At 65.8% G+C, this 19,359-nt stretch carries 10 protein-coding genes; 6 read left to right on the top strand and 4 right to left on the bottom strand.

The genetic code is table 11. From position 1 onward, the window contains the following. Positions 1–5: 5 nt before the first annotated feature. The 4 genes from atpA to KF745_14080 all read right to left on the bottom strand — a co-directional run bounded on the left by atpA (position 6) and on the right by KF745_14080 (position 10,188). Positions 6–1,748, bottom strand: coding sequence for a F0F1 ATP synthase subunit alpha (gene atpA, locus KF745_14095; protein ID MBX3359547.1), 1,743 nt, complete (start codon positions 1,746–1,748; stop codon positions 6–8). A gap of 324 nt (positions 1,749–2,072) precedes the next feature. After that, on the bottom strand, positions 2,073–2,396 hold the full coding sequence (locus KF745_14090) for a hypothetical protein (protein MBX3359546.1): 324 nt from the start codon (positions 2,394–2,396) through the stop codon (positions 2,073–2,075). A 694-nt stretch (positions 2,397–3,090) separates the two neighbouring features. Then, positions 3,091–4,023 (bottom strand): hypothetical protein, encoded by a 933-nt coding sequence (locus KF745_14085; GenBank protein ID MBX3359545.1) that lies wholly within the window; start codon positions 4,021–4,023, stop codon positions 3,091–3,093. Positions 4,024–4,044: 21 nt separating this feature from the next. Beyond that, a complete protein-coding gene (locus tag KF745_14080; GenBank protein MBX3359544.1) occupies positions 4,045–10,188 on the bottom strand; it encodes a hypothetical protein in 6,144 nt (2,047 codons plus the stop codon). Positions 10,189–13,004: 2,816 nt separating this feature from the next. On the opposite strand from KF745_14080, the gene KF745_14075 reads away from it, so the two are divergent. The 6 genes from KF745_14075 to KF745_14050 all read left to right on the top strand — a co-directional run. Continuing rightward, positions 13,005–15,353, top strand: coding sequence for a hypothetical protein (locus KF745_14075; GenBank protein ID MBX3359543.1), 2,349 nt, complete (start codon positions 13,005–13,007; stop codon positions 15,351–15,353). Further along, entirely contained in the window at positions 15,350–17,125 is a 1,776-nt protein-coding gene (locus KF745_14070; protein ID MBX3359542.1) for a type II/IV secretion system protein, read from the top strand. The genes KF745_14075 and KF745_14070 overlap by 4 nt, the downstream gene beginning before the upstream one ends. Before the next feature lie 20 nt (positions 17,126–17,145). Further along, complete coding sequence (locus tag KF745_14065; protein ID MBX3359541.1) at positions 17,146–17,664, top strand: hypothetical protein; 519 nt, start codon at positions 17,146–17,148, stop codon at positions 17,662–17,664. Next, positions 17,661–18,560: a hypothetical protein gene (locus KF745_14060; protein MBX3359540.1), complete on the top strand. Its 900-nt coding sequence runs from the start codon at positions 17,661–17,663 to the stop codon at positions 18,558–18,560. Before KF745_14065 ends, KF745_14060 begins: the two co-directional genes overlap by 4 nt. Next, positions 18,557–19,162 carry a hypothetical protein gene (locus tag KF745_14055; GenBank protein MBX3359539.1) on the top strand — a complete coding sequence of 202 codons (606 nt, stop codon included), beginning with the start codon at positions 18,557–18,559 and terminating at the stop codon, positions 19,160–19,162. Before KF745_14060 ends, KF745_14055 begins: the two co-directional genes overlap by 4 nt. Continuing rightward, positions 19,159–19,359 (top strand): hypothetical protein (locus tag KF745_14050; GenBank protein MBX3359538.1); only part of this gene is annotated, 201 nt, incomplete at its 3' end. The genes KF745_14055 and KF745_14050, both read left to right, overlap by 4 nt.

The raw sequence follows: 19,359 nt of genomic DNA, 5'->3' as shown, positions 1-19,359 counted from the left end.
GGCGGTTACTTCGCCTTCCAGCCGCCCTTGAACTTCGCCATGGCGTCGATGAGCTTCTTCTCGAGGTCGGCGTCGAGGGCCTTCTTCTGTTCCAGTTCGTCGCGGATGGCGCGGCCGGAGGTCTCGAAGTACTCCAGCAGGGCCTTCTCGAAGGCGGGGACGTCCTTGGTGTCGACGTCGTCGAGGAAGCCCTTGGAGCCGGCGTAGATCGAGAGGACCTGCTCGGTCACCGTCTGCGGGACGTACTGCGGCTGCTTGAGCAGCTCGACCATGCGGGCGCCGCGGTCGAGCTGCTTCTGCGTCGCCTTGTCGAGCTCGGTGCCGAGCTGGGCGAAGGCTTCCAGTTCGCGGTAGCTCGCCAGGTCCAGTCGCAGCGAGCCGGCGATCTTCTTCATGGCCTTCACCTGGGCGTTGCCGCCGACGCGGCTGACCGAGATGCCGACGTTGACCGCGGGGCGGACGCCGGAGAAGAACAGCTCGGGCTCGAGGTAGATCTGGCCGTCGGTGATCGAGATGACGTTGGTGGGGATGTACGCCGAGACGTCGCCCTCCTGCGTCTCGATGACCGGGAGAGCGGTCAGCGAGCCGGCGCCGTTCTCGTTGGAGAGCTTGGTGGCGCGCTCGAGGAGGCGGGAGTGGAGGTAGAAGACGTCGCCGGGGTACGCCTCGCGGCCCGGCGGGCGGCGGAGCAGCAGCGAGAGCTGGCGGTAGGCGACGGCCTGCTTGGAGAGGTCGTCGTAGATGCACAGGGCGTGCTTGGGCCCCCCCTTGCCGTCCTTGCCCTGCCACATGAAGTACTCGCCCATGGCGCAGCCGGAGTAGGGGGCGATGTACTGCATCGGGGCCGGGTCGGAGGCGGCGGCGTTGACGACGATGGTGTAGTCCATCGCGCCGTACTTCTTGAGCGTCTCGACGACGCCGGCGACGGTCGATTCCTTCTGGCCGACGGCGACGTAGATGCACACGACGGCCTCGGGCGTGCCCCAGTACTGCTTCTGGTTGATGATGGTGTCGACGGCGATGGCGGTCTTGCCGGTCTTGCGGTCGCCGATGATCAGCTCGCGCTGGCCGCGGCCGATGGGGATCATCGAGTCGATGGCCTTGATGCCGGTCTGCATCGGCTCGGTCACGGGCTGGCGCTCGGCGATGCCGGGGGCGATGATGTCGACCTTGCGGAACTCGGTGGCGCGGATCGGGCCGGCGTCATCGAGCGGGCGGCCCAGGGGGTCCACGACGCGGCCGAGGAGGGCCTCGCCGACGGGGACCTCGAGCAGGCGGCTGGTCGCCTTGACGACGTCGCCCTCCTTCACCTCGAGGTAGTCGCCGTAGATGACGGCGCCGACGGTGTCCTCTTCCAGGTTGAAGACCTGGCCCATCACCGAGCCCTTGGCGGTCTGGAACTCCAGGAGTTCACCGGCCATGGCCTTGGAGAGGCCGTAGATGCGTGCGATGCCGTCGCCGACCTCGAGCACGCGGCCGACTTCGGAGACCTCGAGGTCCGCGGAGAACTGCTCGATCTCCTGCTTGATCACGCTGGTGATTTCGTCGGTCCTGATCTTCACGGCTGCGATCCTCTTCAAGAAGGCCGGCCCGAACCGGGCGGCCGTAGGCGGCGGGACAAGCACCCAACCAGAACCCGGTCGGTACCGGGCCCCGTGGTGGGGCCAAAGGGTAGCGGGGTCGGTGCTGGGAATCCTGTCGCCAGGAAAGCGGACGGCCGCGTACAGGGGCACGCCTTTCTCGCTCATTGGCAAGGCAAGGAACGGCGCGTTCAAGCGGCTCCAGATGGGCGAGGTTCTTTCCTCGGTGCATCAGGGTCGCGGCGCGGCACCGATTGGGGGGCCGACGACGGCTGGGAGATCAGCTTCCGGTTCGCCCCACACACATCCCCGCCCCCCCACGGCGCCCGGCGTTGAACGTCATCGCAACCGATATGTGCCGTCACTGTCAAGAAACTCGATAAAGCCCATGTCGCGAAGTTCCTGACACTCGCGTTCAAGCGTGCGCTCCGGCGTCGCGCCACGCGAGCCGTATCTCGCACGATTTGTGACAACTCGCTCTCTCGCAACTCGTCAAGCGTGAATAGGCGAGCGGGGCGACTCCCCGCGAGGCGTGTGATCGCCTGTAGTGCTTGATGAGCTGGTCGACGACCAGGACGAACGTGGGCGGCTCCTCAGGGTCGCCGGGCTCCCCCCGTTGAGGCAGTTTCCGCCGCCGACCGAGCCTGTCTCCTCATGGGCGCGGTTGATCTGCAGCAGGCGCCCCCAGGCGTCGTACTGGTAGAAGTACGTCCCGTCGAAGGTCAGGTTGCCCGCGGCGTCGTGGCGGGTAGTGGCCTGGGTGGTGGTGGACCCCAGCGTGCGGGTGATCCCCGTCACCTGGTTCTGTGGGTTCACCGCGTGAGTTCGTCACACTCGATACATCTGTAGATTCTGGTCACGCTATTTAGGCGACACCGGCCCTACGGACACTGGAGAAAAGCTCAGATCGGCAAGCATCGCCCGCGAGAGGCGATTCACCACATCAACCGACATGATCAGCTCGCACCCGGATGGCTTTGATACAAGCGGCCTGTTCGCAACCATTCGAGCATCAAGCCACCATTCTCCGTTGGTGGGTGCTCCGAGCTGGCGACCACACACAGGGCACGTACGAAAGACACTTGGGTCTGCCGCGTACAGATTGCAGCGGCGGTCCGTGGGAACAATTACCGTGCGGTAGACTGCGTGGCCAAGTGGCGGTGGACTGCCACACGGGTGAGCGTAGCCCGTAGGGAAATCACCGAGTTCCATTGCCAACGCCTCAAAGAGATCGTTCCTCATCACGATGACGGGAACGGTGTACCACGTCGATGGGAGAATGTGGTCCGGGTATCCAATCCAGTCCAGATCGACATCCAACGGCTCTTCCCGATGCATCGGGAGGAGGCCGCCGCACTGATTGCACAGCTTGTCGGAACAGCGCCGGAGCCAGTCCGGTGTTGGCCGGATTAGTTCGTCGCCGCGTGACAAGGCCGTCCAGTAGGTCGTCATTGGGATCTCTTGTCGTTGGATTGGCCCTGCCACCGGATCCACTGCGGTGTGTGAAGCACTATTCCGAATACACGGGCTGGATCCACGAGGCATCGCGGATGTGCTCGGTTTGCATGTGCTTCATCAGGACTTCGATGGCGGCTCGATTGAAGAGAACCTGTGGGAGACCGTAAAGATGCTCGTAGGTACGCTTGATGGGATCGAATCTTGGGAAGAGTTCTTTGGGCTCGTACATCGCCACGACGGCGTGCTTCTGCGCGGCGTCGATCGCCGCCTGTGGGTATGTGAGCCGGACGGGTTCCTCCTGAGAATCTCCCTGCACTTCTCGCAGGCACACGGGACACGGGCTGATGGCTTCCGCGGGCTGTCCGATATCCGTCCGTCCGAAGCTCTTCCCCCACATGACCCCCTTGGACTTGCGGCTCAACGGCGGCATCGTGGCGCAGGGCACCGGCTCCATCCAGTCTTCGATGGGCTCCCCAGATCGAGTCACGGGGTGCCGCATGCACCAAGGCTGCTTCGTGGCCTTCACGATCTCTCTGCCGATCTCCGCGCGGATGATGATGCGAGACGACTCTTCGACCGCCAGGAAGTTCCCCTGCCGGTATTTCCGGGCGCCGGGCGAGAGCACGCACGGCTTAGTCTGTATAGCGCCCATGCCGCACCGCGGGCAGGCGCCCGAGAAATCAAAGCCGTCCTTCGGAGCAATGGTTGTTGCTGTGCAGTCGCTGTTGGCGTGGAGCAGGCCGAGGCCTCCAAGGAGGGCGTCCTCCCTCCCATACTCTGTCCGCACACGCAGCGAACAGGTCATGCCGCGCTTGTGTGCTTCCTCGTAGGCCCGACGGATGTACGCGCCGTCTTCTGCAGTCGCTATCACTGAGTCCTCGATGTTCAGTTCGATCTCAAGCTTTGGGAACTCCGATAGTATGCCTCGTGCTATATGTCTTGATCGACGTGGGAATTCCATGTCGAGTGTGTAGATGTGCCTCACAAAACCTCCTGCCGTGTCTATTCAACGCCCATCCAGCCATTTCCAGGCGGCATTGCGCACGCGCGGCGCATCGTGGTAGACTTTTTTAATAATCTCCTTCGCATCCGCCGTCTTCAGGTTCTTGATATCCATCCCGCTGCTTGCCCTATTAAACCGCTTGCGCATCTCACTCAGGTGAAACCGACTGCCAAGATTTAGCGCCGGGCCTGTACCCTTGAGGCCCGTCCGAAACGATCCCTTCATCTGCAGTTCAACCACATGATGGGAGTGCGCCTCCACTCCGCCTGCGCGTCTTGCCGCCTTGGCGATCTCGTACGTCTCGTGAATCACCGCGTTCCCAAGCTCGCGCGCCGTGGAGGCCATCTTAAGAGCCCGCTTGGCGGCAGAGCCTCCTCGGGAGTACCGGCTGCTCATCAGCCAGTCCCCTGCAGCCTCGATTTCGTCCATAAAGAACGACTCGCGGACCTGCTGCATCATCCCGCGGTAGAAGCCCATCGCGAAGGACAGCTTCACCCACTGGTTATCGCCGCGAGTGTGCCAGTCGTCCCCCATCTCCCAGTCCGCTGCCCACTCGACGTCGGCGGACATGTTGTCGGCATACTGACCGAGCATTTCCTCCATGCCGCCGCGCATGCCACCGACAAACCACATGACCGCGTCGTCATACCCAACTAACAAGCCTAGAGAATCCGAGTGAACCCCAGGGTTGCTCCTTAGGTATTGGTACAGGCTTCCGCCGTCCCCATACATCTCTTCCATCGAGAAGGCTGCGGCAATGGCGCCAAGCCCTCGACCGTGGTACACGCTGGCCTCGATGAGCACCGCCGCCGTGGCGTTGGGATCGCGCTGGAAGAACCGCCCCAGGGAGGGCGAGTACACGCGGTTGCGCATGTGGACGACCAGGTGCGCGTACGGCTCCAGGCGAGCGTTCTCGCTCCCGTCGCCGTCGGCGACGCCCACATCCAATCTGTCAAAGAACAGCGCCTTGTGGCCGCAGTGGACCTCGGGAAACCCTGCGAAGACGTCGGCCGTCAGAGCCGCGCCGTAGGCATCGTACGTCCACTGGCCCGCCACCGCGGCGGGCTGCGGCGTCCCCTGGGAGCCCAGCGGCACCTCGGCCACGGCCGCCACGTCCCCGCCCGCATCCTGCAGCACGTACCAGGGCTTGGTGCGGTTGGAGACCTGGTTGGCGCCCAGCCCCTCGGAGCCGTACTGCACCAGGAGTTCGTCAACGCCAGGAGCCGCGTCGCCGGGGCCCCAGATGTACTCCCGCGCGAGCACGGTCATCAGCAGCGGAGCCGCCCCGCCTCCCCCTCCGAAGGCATTCATCTGCATCTGCTCGAAGGTGATGGGCGTGGCGTCGCCGTCGACCTCCAGGGCCTCGGGCGCGCCCGCCGCGGCCATCTGCTGGAGCTCGAGGTTCTGGGAGAGTTCCGCGCCCTTGAGGCTGATGAGGGGATCGGTGACGACCTCCTGGAGGCGGCGGATGCCGTCGTAGTAGAAGCGTTCGGAGCGGAGGTTGCCCGCGGCGGCGGTGTCGGCGTCCGGGAAGGGCGACTGGGTGCGGATCAGCCGCCCTAGGCCGTCGTAGGTGTAGTGCTTGATGAGCTGGTCGACGACCAGGACGACCGTGGGCGGCTCCTCAGGGTCGCCGGGCTCGCCGCCGTTGAGGTAGTTTCCGCCGCCCCCCTCGCCGCCGACCGAGCCGGTCTCCTCGTGGGCGCGGTTGATCTGCAGCAGGCGCCCCCAGGCGTCGTACTGATAGAAGTACGTCCCGTCGAAGGTCAGGTTGCCCGCGGCGTCGTGTCGGGTATTGGCCTGGGTGGTGGTGGACCCCAGCGTGCGGGTGATCCCCGTCACCTGGTTCTGCGGGTTCACCGCGTGGGTCACTGCGTCGGCCGCGCTCGACCCGCCGGCCAGCAGGGTCTCGCGGCCGGGTGTGACAACCGCGCCCTCGGTGTCGCGCACGCCGGTCCAGTTGCCGAGCAGGTCGAGCGTCCAGGCGTCATCGCACAGCAGCGTGCCGCTGGCAATCGAGGGCGTCCCGTTCCCGGCGAACGCGACCGCGCCCACCTGGGTGCCGATCAGGCGATCGAGGGCGTCGTAGGCGTTGAGCTGGGACTGGGTGTTGTTCCGGCCGCCGCTAGGGCCCGGCGCATCCACCTGCGTGATCTTCGCGGTCACGCGGCTGCCGGCGGTGTCATAGGTGTACTCGCCGCGGAACAGGGTGGCGCTGGCCGAGTTGGTGTAGTGCAGGTCGCGCAGGCGGCCGAACTTGTCCAGGCCGGGGAGCCCGACGACGCCGGTGCCCGTGAACGCCTGCGTGATCGCCGAGCCGCCAAGGGACATCGACGCCCTCCGGCCGGTGCCGGAGTAGGTGAACGCGGCGATCTCGCTTGGGCTCGCCCCATCGAGGGTCGTCGTGATCGTGGCGAGGCGGGAGAGGAGCGAGTCGATCGAGTTCGATGACCCGTAGCCGAGCGTGACGGTCCGGAGCGGCTCGACCACGTCGACGGGACGTGGGTAGTCGATCGAGGCCAGCCGGAGATGGCCGGTCTGGCCCGGGGCAGTGCCGGTGGGCTCGTAGTCCCAGGCGTACCCGGTCATGGGAACGCCGACCGGCGGCTCCGGGATCATCCAGCCGTGAGACTGGTAGTCGGCGACGAGGTTGCCGCGATGGTCGTAGACGTATCGCGTATGGGCGATCGGAGCCTCGGGCTGCACCGGCGGCGTGGCGGCGCTCCGGTTCTCGTACGCGATGATGTCGGCGAGACGGCCGTTGGCGTCGTAGGCGTAGGCGGTATAACCGATGCGATCGACGGGCGATCCGCTCGACGGCGTCATCGACGACGGGTATCCCGCGGCGAACGTGCCCTCCCCATCGGGCTCGTCGTAATGACCCACCTCAACCGAGGCGAGGCGATCCTGGTCGTCGTACCGGTAGCGGAAGGCCAGCCCGCGCCGATCGATCCGCTCGGCGACCTGGCCGCTGAACGTGTACCGGAGGACGATGTCCGCGTGCTGCTCGTAGATCGGATCGTCGCTGCCCGCGCCGCGCGGCAGGAGCATGCGGCCGATCAGGCTGTTGTTCTGCGAGACACGCGAGAAGTCCTGGTTCACGATGTCGGCGCCGTAGGTGACATTGGTCACGTCGGCGTCGGACGGCGAAGTCGGCGCATCGCGGTAGGCCTTGATGTGCGTCAGCCGGCCGATGCTGTGGGCGTACTCCGTGATGCGGCGCATCGAGGCGTCGGAATCGAAGCAGTTCTCCGTCTTGCGCGTGAGGCGGCCGAGATTGGAGTACTCCGAGTGGGTGACCGACGCGGTAGCCGTGGTGGCGTGCCCCGGGTTGTTCCGGTTCGCGACGTACTCCTGGTTGCCCTTCTTGTCGTAGACATAGATCGAGATGGGCACATCGGCCGGGAGGCCATGCGGATCGATCTCACCGGTCTGAGTGTCGAGTTCGGGGCAGTCGCCCCGGGCCAGGGGCGTGCCGTTCACGTAGCTGCCCTGCCCGTCTTCGGCGCCAAGATCCGCCGTGGCGATGAGCCGCTTCTTGAGGTCGTACCAGTTCAGCGTGCGCGTGCGGACCGCGTTCGAGGTCGTCAGCTCGTCGCCCGTCGGCGACGTCCGCTCCCAGCGGGCCGTTTCGATCGTGTTGCCGAACGCGTCGTAGACGTAGTCCGTGCGTGAGAGCTGGTAGGCGTACGGATCGACACCGGAAACCCCGGGAGCGACCGTGATCGAACTCGCGACGCGGCCGACGCCGTCCTGCACCGTCAGTTGCACGCCCTGCGATGGCGTCTGCGTGAAAACTTCCTGCCCGCCCTTGCCGGAGTAGTGGTAGTCGGTGTGGAACGGGAGCGTGCCCGTCTGGTTCCAGGCCGTGTCGTAGGTGCGGCGCTCGGTCATTGTCCCGTCGGGGTCGTAGGACATCGACGAGATCGAGATCGGCCGCATCGTCGACGTGAAGAACGACTCGGGGCTGGGGATCACGTCGTCGGCGTCGCCGAGTTCGACCGGGTCCAGGGCGCCGGTGATGCCGGCGATGTTCCCGCGGCCGAAGGTCACGGTCAGGCGGGGACGGTTGGAGTGGTCGAGGTAGGTGAGCGTCGTGCTCTCGCGGATGGTGCCGGATTGTCCGGGGTCGCCGCGGGAGTACGAGTCGGTGCGCACGGGGCGCATGCGCCAGTCGTATTGGGTAACGGTGGCGATCCCGTCGGGGTCTGGGGACGGAGCGACGCCGTAGTGGTCGCGCGACCACGCCGGATTGTCCGTGTACCGCCGGGAGACCGTCGGAAGCCAGGCGTCGTGCGAGCCCGACCCGTAGTCGTAGCGCTCCAGCAACGCCATGTTGTAGCCGAGCGGTGCTTCGGGAGGCCCAGGGTAGACCCAGCCTTCGTCCTTGGTACCGACATACCTGCGGAGGTTCTGCCCGATCGAGCTCCGGGTGATGCGCGTAATTGTCGCATCGAGGTCCATCTCGCGGTAGACCTCGCCGAGGTCGTTGATCCACTTGGACCCCAGCGCCATCCAGCCGGTGGGAGTCCATTCCAGCATGTCGGCCCGCCGCACATGGCCGCTGGAATCAATACCGACCCGAACCGCCGCTAGACGTTGGAACGATGGACTGGAATCAGACAGCGCCGAGAGGTCAATGCTACTGGTGAACTCCACGCGTCTGGAGAGCAATGGCGAGACCATCAAGGGATCCGGGCCACGGTAGTCCTTTACCTCACCAATCGATTCACTGGTATGAATACCATCCTGGTCTGGATCGTACAGATCGTTAAAGATATACTGGCGAGCAATGAACTCCGGCAGGTCCTCGATCTGGTCTTCCGTAAGATCGGCGAGGAGAGCTTCTTTGGGAACTACAATCACACGACGGGCCCATCGCAAGCCATTTGCGTGCTGCGTGTCGCAGAGTCCATACCGGTCATAATCGAACGAGGTGACGTAGTTGAACGCGCCGGAAGCCGGCATCCGCGCAAGGCTGTCCGGATACGATGGGACCATAACCGTGGAACCCGACACCGACAGACCGTGACTGCCAGGGCTCGCATCGAGCACGGTGTAATCCGCTTGGCCATCGCCGAACCCGCCCATAGACTGGCGGGCGAAGTAGGTAAAGATGAGACTCTCGAGCTGATCGGCCGGGCTTGAAGCGATGGGGTTGAATGGGTCACGCACCAGCCCCGTCGCTGACCACTCGGGGTTCCCTTTGTCGTCGTACCACTCTTTCTCGATCGGGTAGTACCAGTCACCTCCGGGCCGCTGCTTTCGCGGTGTGCCGATGACGGTTCGCGTCAATACCGCTCGCTCTCGCGCCGGCAAATCGGGCTGATCGATGGGCGCCTCGATCGCACGGTGTGTAATCGTTGCCGTTACCTTGATATTGCCGGCGGCATAGCCCGCGAGAGTCGAGAGCGTGAGCGTCGGGGGCGCTGTAATCGCATCAAACTGCGTTTGCAGAACAGGATCGACAAATGCCAAGCTGATTTCAGTCTCGGCATTAATCGAAGTACTATTATTGTGAATCTGTAGCCGTTTGCCCGAGTACATTCGGGAACTAGCCGCGGCCAGGGAGTCGGCGCCACGCTGGATACCCACGCCGTCGAGTTCTACTCGCCGCTTGCCTTCCGCCAAACCGTCATCAACCAGCGAGTAGGACCGGAACTCGACGAGGCCGTCCACATCCTCCTTGTTGTCCAACTCCGCCGCAGACCAGCCGACGGAGCGGTGCTCGATGAGCAAGAGTTCCTTCTGGAGCGACAGGGGTTGCAGGTCGAGAACACCGTCTTCGACACCCTTTGCTTGGAAGTAAGGACGCGCCTCTTTGTAGATATACTGCTCACCCAAACCGCCGCCGCTCATAACCGATCCCGACGGATCAAAGTCCCAGCGTCGCTCGCGCAGAACGAATCCCGCGGCATTCATCTCAACCACACGGCGGCTCAGCTGGCCCGGCTTGTTGGCCTCGGGCCCATCATAACCGAACAGGGTCTCATCGTAATCCACTGGCGTGTCTAGAGCTAACGTGTTCCGTTGCTGGGTCGGAAACTCATCAATAATCGACACCCAGCGAGACTTGTGCAGCTCCGGAGTGTCGGCGTATCCGAGCAGCGTAGCAATATCTGCTTGTTGCGCAATATACTGCTTCATATCGCTTCGCCATGCGAACGGATGCGCAAAAACACTACGACCAGGCTCGCGGCTATACGGCGTACCAGGTCCCGGCCAAAAAGTGCCACCAGACGACTCGGGCGGAACGATGAGGCGGTTCAGCCTGAAAACACGCTGCCCAGAAGCTCTGCTGCCGATCGCTGCTACGCCGACCGTGTGCGGAGCTCCATCATTCCACGCTTCCGAACTGTCGAGTCGGAGCTGCCCAAGACTGAATAATGCTCCGTATGGAGGGGCTATATGACTTGTGCTATTTGGCCATGACGTATTTACTGACGACTCGAGCCGCAGCGATGCCAATGGTGCAATATACTGATCGAAAGTAGCTAACGAAATATTCCATTTAGCAATATTCTCTTCCGAAAGTGCCGGCCCGCCGTTCACCTGACGCCATACACTTATGGCGTTCGCAATGTCGTCCTGCTCAAAGATCATCCGCAGCCATGGCAGCTCTACGGATGACGTCACTAGTGTTGGCAAATATTGATAAACGAAGAGCCTGTGGCGCTCGGTCTCAAGTGGCGCGCCCGAGGCGCCAGGAGGTGGCTCCTGGCGCGCCTTGATGCGGGTCCGGAGCAGGATGGGCGGAGCCGCATCGGGCATGCAGCTGCCTTCATCCATGTACAATTCATAATATTCATATGCTACTTGATAAGCCCACTCAGTTGGCAGAGCCGCCGCTCCGCTCGGACGGTTCTGGTTGTAACTGCCTAGCGGATCTAGAGTGTTGCCCCAGCTTGGCCCGGAGCGATGGTTCACAGTGAGACTGGCCTGTCGGAGCGAGCTGTCAGCAATGTCGCCAGCAAAAACATAAATCCGGTCGATCGCCGAGAACCCATGGGTCTCATGGACGACTGATGGCGTGGAATTGTTATTTGGAAAGCTGCTGCAAAACCATTCTCCAAGCGGACTAGTGGCATGATAATCAGGCGTGAATGCGCCAAAGCGACGGTGCGCATAGACCAGTGTCCAGCGAGTCTCGCCTCCACTCTTGAGCTTGATGTATTTAATCTGCCCCTTTGCTGGGCCGTCCTGCACACACTCCACATGTTCGGTTGTAGTTGAGTTATCGACGGAGACCCTCTCAACATCACAATACGATATCTCTACGGCGTGCCCAAACTGATCCTCGACTCGGACGCAGAGTCCGTAGTACGGAATACCGAATCCCGGATTAGACTCCGATTCCGACGAGATATGGTGTCGCCTCGGGTCGTCTTGGTCGAGTTCTTCGCTGCCTTGCAGCTTCAGGAACTGGTTGCGAGTGCATGGTCTTTCATGATAACTATTGCTTGCCCAAATAGCCCCCTCGGGAGGATCTGAATCGCCAGAATTGATGTATGACCAGTTCCAGCTATGTTCCGGGATGTCCTCCCGTACCACTACAAAGGTGTAATGAATCTGGCCGTCGTAGAGATAGACTTCGTATTGTGTCGGCCACGTTGACCACCCTGCAAACTGAGGGGGCGTGGTACTCGTACCGGTTGTGCCCTGATCCCAAACGCCGTTGTGCTCAATCCTTGCGCGAAACCGTGGCGGAGCCTCGTACTCCATTCGACCCGGCTGGCCTCCTGCTCCCGGGTGCCATACCTGTTGAAAGGGAATCGAGTGGTGCGCGTCAAGCCAGAGCCATGTAGTGGCCGGGCCATCACCGGTGACTTCGTGCATCGCTGCATCAATAAGCAGTATTGGATTCTCACCCGCCATCCACCCGGATCCAACCCAATCCCACCACCGATCGGCACCGGGCACGTGTGAACTGTTCATGGGGCCTCTGAAATCGCTCACGCCGGGACCGCCAGAGCGGGTCCGCGTAAGACGGAAAACAGCCCCATCCAGTGGGAGTTCCAGATCAACTACCTTGTACAGCGGCAGTCCTGTTACCAAATCCACGACGCCATCGAGCGTCGGCCGCGTTACCCCATTCCAACCCGTAGGAGCTCCGCCCTGCCCAGGTGGGAGCAAGCAGAGCGACGATTCACCGAGGGTCTTGGCAGGCGTAAGAAAATCGCCAGGAGATGGCGAGGATGCAAGACAAATACCCAGTCGAGAGCCCATAGGCTGATTTGGAGCACGCGCGAATGGCGCATACGAACTTTCAGGCTGCAGCGTCGGGAGCATCAGCGAAGACCAGCACGCTGATGGGAATGGCGCTGTGGGATATGGCGGCTCTCCTACCCCGGCCACTCCCGGGGTCGGGACAAACGGAGATGGCGCCCATTCCGTTTCCGAAATGCGGAGGCCAGTCATCCATTCGTACTTGTGGCGACCGTTTTCAAACGTATGCTTGACGTTTGAGACGGCGTTTGGAGCGTCCGTGGTTTGACCTAGAGGGAAGGTAAAGCCTGGTTGCTGCATCGGGTGAGGAGGAGGAGTTTGCGCCAGCCCTCCACTGGATCCCGTGCCGATCAATGCGCTCGCAGCAAGCACCGAGCGTTGAAGCCCTTGAACTCTGGATTGTTGACTCACATTCGAACTCCTATTATCAGTAGATGCTGCGCTAGCATAGCTCTTGTGTTGTACAGATAAATCAGTACAGCCGGATACTTCCGGCGGATTACGCGAGCAATGTGGACCTCGTATGTCGCTGCGCAGAGGTATTAACTCTGCGGCATCACAGTGTGAGTTCTACAGGTGGCTCTCCGAATCTGACGAGCAGAGTCAGTGTGCCGTGTGTCATTCATGGTGTCAAGCCGGGATTCGACATGTGCATAACTTTGTTTTGACTTGGAGATAGAGCGATAGCCCATTGGAGCTTTGATGAGAGTGCTGCTTTGTGGTAGACTGGCCGCACCATGGCCCAACGCACGCATCACCACGGATCGGTCTTCTTTGGCGCCGCGTGTGGAGTGGCCACCCTGGTGGCGTTTGCGAGTGCCCAGTCGCTCGCCGCACAGCCCGAGCCCGCCTCTCCGATCACCCAACCCCTGACCATCCCCGCCGGCCAGATCGAGCTCGCCCGCCTTCTGGACCTGGTCGGCCAGCGGCTGAAACTCAACATTGATTACGACGCCGCCTCGCTCAAGGGGGTGGTCACCCTCCGCCTCGAAGCGGGGATGACCGACACAGAACTGTGGGCTCTGCTCAATCGGGTGCTCGCAGTTCGAGGGTTTACCACAGTTCGCATGCCCGGTCCAGCGTCATATAGCGTCGTCAAGGTATCAGAAGCACCCGGGGTGGCGACTGTTAAGGACGTCGCCGCGGAAGGCCCAGCCGAGCCCCCGCCCGGGTTCCGGATGGAGGTGGTGCGGGTCCAGCACCGCTCGGGCCGGGAGGTCATAGACGCGATCTCCAAGGTGCTCTCCAAGCCGATAGGGTCGGTCGTGCAACTCGGGGACGGCGGCCTGCTCATGATCGCGGATCTGTCGCCACGGGTGGATCTTGCGTTGGAGCTGCTGCATCAACTCGACAGTTCTTCAGCGCAGGCCGTGGTCGAGGAGGTCCCGCTCCGGTACCTCGGCGCGATCCCGATGGCGGCGTTGGTGTCGCAGGTGACGCTTAGGCGGGACCAGGTGTCGGGGGAGAAGACGCCGGGAGAGGTGCTGGCCTCGCCGACGGGGAACGGGCTGATCCTGGTCTGCCCGGAGGCGTCCCGGGCGTCGTGGCTGGGCCTGATCGCGCAGCTGGACCGGCGGGAGAGCGTGGAGACGATGACGTACTCGCCGCGGACCTTCGCCGTCGGCGATGTGGCGCGGCTGATCGAGCAGAGCGTGCGGGACCCCGCCCCGGGCGCCGCGGCCGCGGCGGGCGAGGACCGCTGGCGGCTGGTGGTCGACGACCTGACCGGCTCGCTGATCATCACCGCGACCGCGAGCGAGCACGGGCGGATCCGGGAGTTGCTGGCGCGGCTCGACTCGGTCCCGAGCGCTGCGCGCCGGCCGGTGCGGTCCTTCAAGATCCGCAACCGGAGCGTGACGGAGCTCAAGGCGGTGCTGGACTCGCTGCTGCAGGCGGGCGTGGTCTCGGCGGCGGCGGACCAGGGGGCGGCGCCCACGGGCGCCGCCGCTCTCACCCCCGGCCTGGCCCCGCAGCCGACCGACCCGGTCGTGCCGCCGGTGAACTCGCTGACGCCGGCCACGGCGGCGTCGAACGCCACCCCGCTCGCGGGCGACACCGCGATGGGAGTCCCCGCCAACAGGGCCCTCGCGCGTCGCAGCGCGGCGGGCGCCGGCAACGCAAGCCGCGGCGAGGGCGCCCCGGCCCCGTACGAGCCGCCGCTGGTCTTGACCTGCGACGAGGGGACCAGCACGCTGATCGCCGTGGGGGAGCCGCGGCTGCTGGCGCAGCTGGCGGAGCTGATCAAGGCCCTGGACGTCCGCCAGCCGCAGGTGATGCTGGAGGTGATCCTGCTCTCGCTGAGCGAGGCGCAGACGATCAGCCTCGGGATCGAGATCACCAAGTCGGTGGACCTGAACGACGACACCAAGGCGGACCTGCTCTCGCTCTTTGGCCTCTCCACCGCCGCGGCCAACGGCGCCCGCGCCATCGCGGGCGACCCGCTGGGCTTCACGGGGCTGGTGCTCAACCCGGGGAACTTCAGCATCCTCGTCCGCGCCCTGGAGACGCTCAACGACGGGCGGTCGGTGAGCAAGCCCAGGCTGCTGGTGACCAACAACCAGCAGGCGGTCTTCTCCTCGGTGCTCCAGCAGCCGGTGGCGACGACCAGCACCAACAACACCAGCACGGTGACGGCCTTCGGCGGCACGCAGGATGCGGGGACCACGGCGACGATCAGGCCGCAGATCGCCGAGGGGGACCACCTGATCCTGGAGTACGACGTCAAGCTGAGCGCCTTCACCGGCAACTCCCCGGGCGAGGGGCTCCCGCCGCCGCGGCAGCAGAACCAGGTGCACAGCACGGTCACGATCCCCGATGGGTTCACCGTCGTGGTGGGCGGGCTGGAGCTGGTCTCGGAGACCAAGGGGACCTCGCAGATCCCGCTGATCGGGGACATCCCCGGGCTGGGCGAGCTGTTCAAGAACCGCAACAACGCCAACAGCCGGTCGCGGTTCTTCGTGTTCATCCGCGCCAACGTGCTGCGGCAGGCGAGCTTCGACGACCTCAAGTACCTCAGCGAGGCCGACACCCGCGCCGCGAAGATCGACGACGGCTTCCCCCAGGTCCACCCCCGAATCATCCGATGACCTCCCCCTCCCCCCTGGCCCCCCTTGCCCCCGTGCTGGCGGTACTTGGAGAAGACTCTCTCCAAGCCGCAGCGCGCCGACCTGTCGAGGTGCGAGTTCCCCCCGCATCCCTCTCACCGACCTCGTGCACCCCATCGCCGGACTTCCTTCGCCTGGTCGACCACGACTTCGCGCGCCGGCACCTGATCCTGAGCGCGGGAGTGAGCCCTGATGGCGACGGCGCTCCCGTGGAGTCGCTGCTGATCGCCGCCTCGACGCCGCCCGCCGCGGTGCACAACACCGGCGTGGCCCTCGGGCGCCGGGTGACCACGACACCGGCCCAGCCCGAGGAGATCGCCTCGGCGATCGACCGCGTCTACGCCGCCGCGGGGGGGGTGCAGGGATCGGTCGCGGTCGTGGAGACCGATGCCCCGGCGGTGCACGTGGAGGGATCGCTGGATGTGCAGGCCGACCTGGAGCACGCGGTCAAGGAGGCGGAGCGAGACCTGTTGAGCACCCACGGCAAGGCCCCGGCGGTGCGGCTGGTGGACCTGATCCTCTTCGAGGCCCTCACGCGCGGGGCGAGCGATGTGCACGTGCAGCCGATCCGCGAGCGGACGCTGGTCCGCTACCGCCTCGACGGCGCCCTGCACACCGCGCGGGAGCTCCCCGGCTCGCTCGCGAGCGCGGTGGTGACGCGCATCAAGGTCATGGCCCGCCTGGACGTCGCCGAGCGGCGGTCGGCGCAGGACGGCCGGGCGACCGTGACCATCGGCGGCCGGTCGGCCGCAGGGGGAACATCGGCGGGCGGCAGGCGCGTGGACCTGCGGATCAGCACGCTGCCGAGCACGTATGGCGAGCGGGTGGTGGTGCGCCTGCTGGACCCTTCGCGCTCGCCGCACACCCTGAGCTTCGCGGCCCTGGGGATGCCGCCGCCGGTGGAGTCGGCGTACCTCGCCCAGGTGGCACGCACCAGCGGCATCGTCCTCTCGACCGGCCCCACCGGCAGCGGCAAGACCACGACCTTGTACACCACGCTCGCGTGGATTAGTTCCACCAACTCACCGAGTGGCGCACAGGCCAGCGGAGGCCAACCGCATGCACGGGGGAATGGGAGGGGGGTCGGGAGGGGGGGCTGCGAAGTGAACATGATGACCGTTGAGGACCCGGTCGAGTACGACCTGGCGTGCTCCGGGCTCTCGGTGAGCCAGACGCAGGTGGACCCCAAGAAGAACGTCACCTTTGCCACGGGCCTGCGGCACATCCTCCGGCAGGACCCGGATGTGATCATGGTCGGCGAGGTCCGCGACGAGGAGACGGCGCGGATCGCGGTGCAGTCCTCGCTGACCGGCCACATGGTCCTCTCGACGCTGCACACCAACGACGCGGCGAGCGCGATCGCGCGACTGCTGGACCTGGGCGTCGAGCCCTTCCTCGTTGCCTCGTCTCTCTCCGCCGTCCTCGCCCAGCGGCTGGTCCGCAAGGTGCACCGGGAGTGCGGCGGTCCCGAGGGTCGTGGAGGCGAGGCGGGGGAAGGGGGGAGGGGGGGGTGTGAGGCGTGCTTCCACACCGGCTACCGCGGCCGCACCGGCATCTTCGAGCTGCTGGTGGTCGAGCCGGAGGTGCGATCTCTGATCGGCCGCCGCAGCTCGGCGATCGAGGTAAAGCAGGCCGCGCGGCGGGCGGGGATGGTCACCTTGAAGGAAGCCGGGGAGGCCCTAATCGCCGCGGGCGAGACCACGCGCGAGGAGGCGGCCCGCGTCGTCGACCTGCTCGAGGAGGACATCGCCTGAGCCGCGATCTCAACCATCCCATGCGAGCCCGGCCGGCGCCGATGGCCGCGGCCGCGGCGGCTCTGGTGCTCGCCGCGTGGTGGGCGTTCGCGCCGTTGGGCTCGGTTGAGCCCCCGGAAACGATCGCGCACGCCCCTGAACCGTCCCGGCCATCCAAGCCGACACTCATCGCGCTGGACCAGGCCGCGTTCCACGCGCCCCTCTGGGTCGCCCCGCCGCCGCCGCCCGCCCCGCCCTCGCCCCCTCCGGCTCCACCGCCCGAGCCGCCGCCGCCGCCGATGCGGCTGCAACTGCTCGCGATCGTCGCCGATGGCGGGGGCGACTCGAAGAGCCCCACCGCCGGCGCCCCGTCGCTGCGCGCGGTGCTCTACGACCCGGACGCCGATCGGCTGCTCGTGCTGGGCCAAGGGGAGCAGGCGACGGCGGGGTACACGATCGACCGCGTCTCCGAGCGGCTGGTGGAACTCCGCGACGCCCGCCCGCCGCACGCGGTCCGCACCCTGGCGCTCGACGCCGAGCCCAAGGGGGCGCGCCCGTGAGCGGCCACCCTCCTTCATCACCGTCGCCGCACCAACGCTGGCCCGCGGACCGCTTCTACTGGGCCGTGCTCGAAGCCCCCGGCTGGCGCCGGACCGGCCCGCTCCCCGAGGCGCTTCGGCCGGACTTCGAAGACCTGGTACCCCGGGCCGCGGCGGGTGCCCCCCTGCACGCGGTCTGCACGCCGGCCGCCGACACCCGAGTCGTCGTGTGCGCGGTGCCGATGGACGCGCTGGCCTCCCTGCCCGTTGGCGTGCTCCGCCTGAGCCCCGAGTCGCTGCCATCGTGCATCGACGCCGCGGTCCACGTGGACCACCTCGACCTGCTCGTCGGCGACGCCGAGCCCGCGCCGATCCGCCGCGCCCGACTGCGGCGCCACCTCGCGGCGATGGCCCTCGTGCTCGCCCTCGCCTCGCTCGCCGCGATCGGGCTGCTCCGCCGGGCCGCGCACTGGACGCACGCCGCCGACCTCGCATCCGCCGCAGCGCGAGAGGCCCTTGAGGGCGCGGGGCTGGATGAGTCGCACCTGGACCTGGCCCAGCGCCTGGCCGAAGCGCGGCAGTTCAAGACCCTCACCACCTCGGCCCCCGAACAGGCCGACGCCGCCGGTGTGCTCGCGGAGATCCTCGCCTTGTGGCCGAGCGTTCCCGGCGGTCCGCAGGCCAAGCCCCAGAGCCTGGCTATCACGGATGCTTCCATCACCGCTTCGGTCCTGATCGAAGGAAGCCCGACCCCGTTCCTGGACGCCTTCGCGCCCCCGCCCGGCTGGGCCCTCGAGGAACCGCGCCTCAGCACCCAGGAGTCGTTCACGCGCGTGTCGATCACCCTTCGACGCGGCGACCGGGAACGCGCGCCATCGAGCACGGGACTGCTGAGCCGTTCCGGAGGTCATCCATGAATCGAGCCTCCAATCCCCTCCTCCTGCTGTGGACCATCGTGCTGGGCGCGGCGATCGGCGCCGTCGCTTGGTCCGCCTCCGCCGCGGCGGGTGCGCACGCGGCGGTTGTCGGCCGGCAGGCCGGGCTGCACGCCATCGCGGCGCAGTCGGATGAACTGGCGGCGATCGCCTCATTGATCCCCGAATGGGCGATGCGGCCGCGCCCCGTCAGCGGCCTGGCCACCCGGGTCACGACGGCCCTGGAGACCGCGGGCCTCCCCGCTTCAACGCTGTCTACGCTCACCGGCGACGGCGAGTCGCCGCCCTCCCGCGAGCCGCGGGTCGCCAAGCGCCGGGTCACGTTCACGCTCACCGGGATCACCCTGCCGGCGCTGGGCCGCTTCCTCGGCGCGTGGCGCTCGGCCCAGCCGGACTGGACCGTCGCCTCCATCGACCTCTCGCCCGCCACCGGGCCGATGCGTGGCGCTCCGCGCCGGTCATCGGACCCCATCGCCGCGGGCACCGACCTGCCCCTCGCCGCAGTCATCGCCGTCGAGTACGTCTTCCTCGACGGCCCGCCGATCCTCGCACCCCGAACGCCCACCGCCGGAGCCACGCCGTGATGCGAGCCCCCATCCTTCTCTGTACCGGCGCCCGCGCTGTCACCACCGCCCTCATGCTCGGCGCCCTGGCCGCGGCGGGGTCCTGCGCCGGCACGAACTCTTCCAGTCCCTACGCCCCGCAGTCGGAGGAGTCGCGCAACACGATCGAGGCCCAGCGGCTCACACAGCAGGCCGCGGCGCTCATGGACTCGGACCCC

The organism is Phycisphaeraceae bacterium, from assembly GCA_019636655.1.
Classification (GTDB): domain Bacteria; phylum Planctomycetota; class Phycisphaerae; order Phycisphaerales; family UBA1924; genus JAHBXB01.
This window is presented reverse-complemented; position numbering and strand designations above follow the sequence as displayed.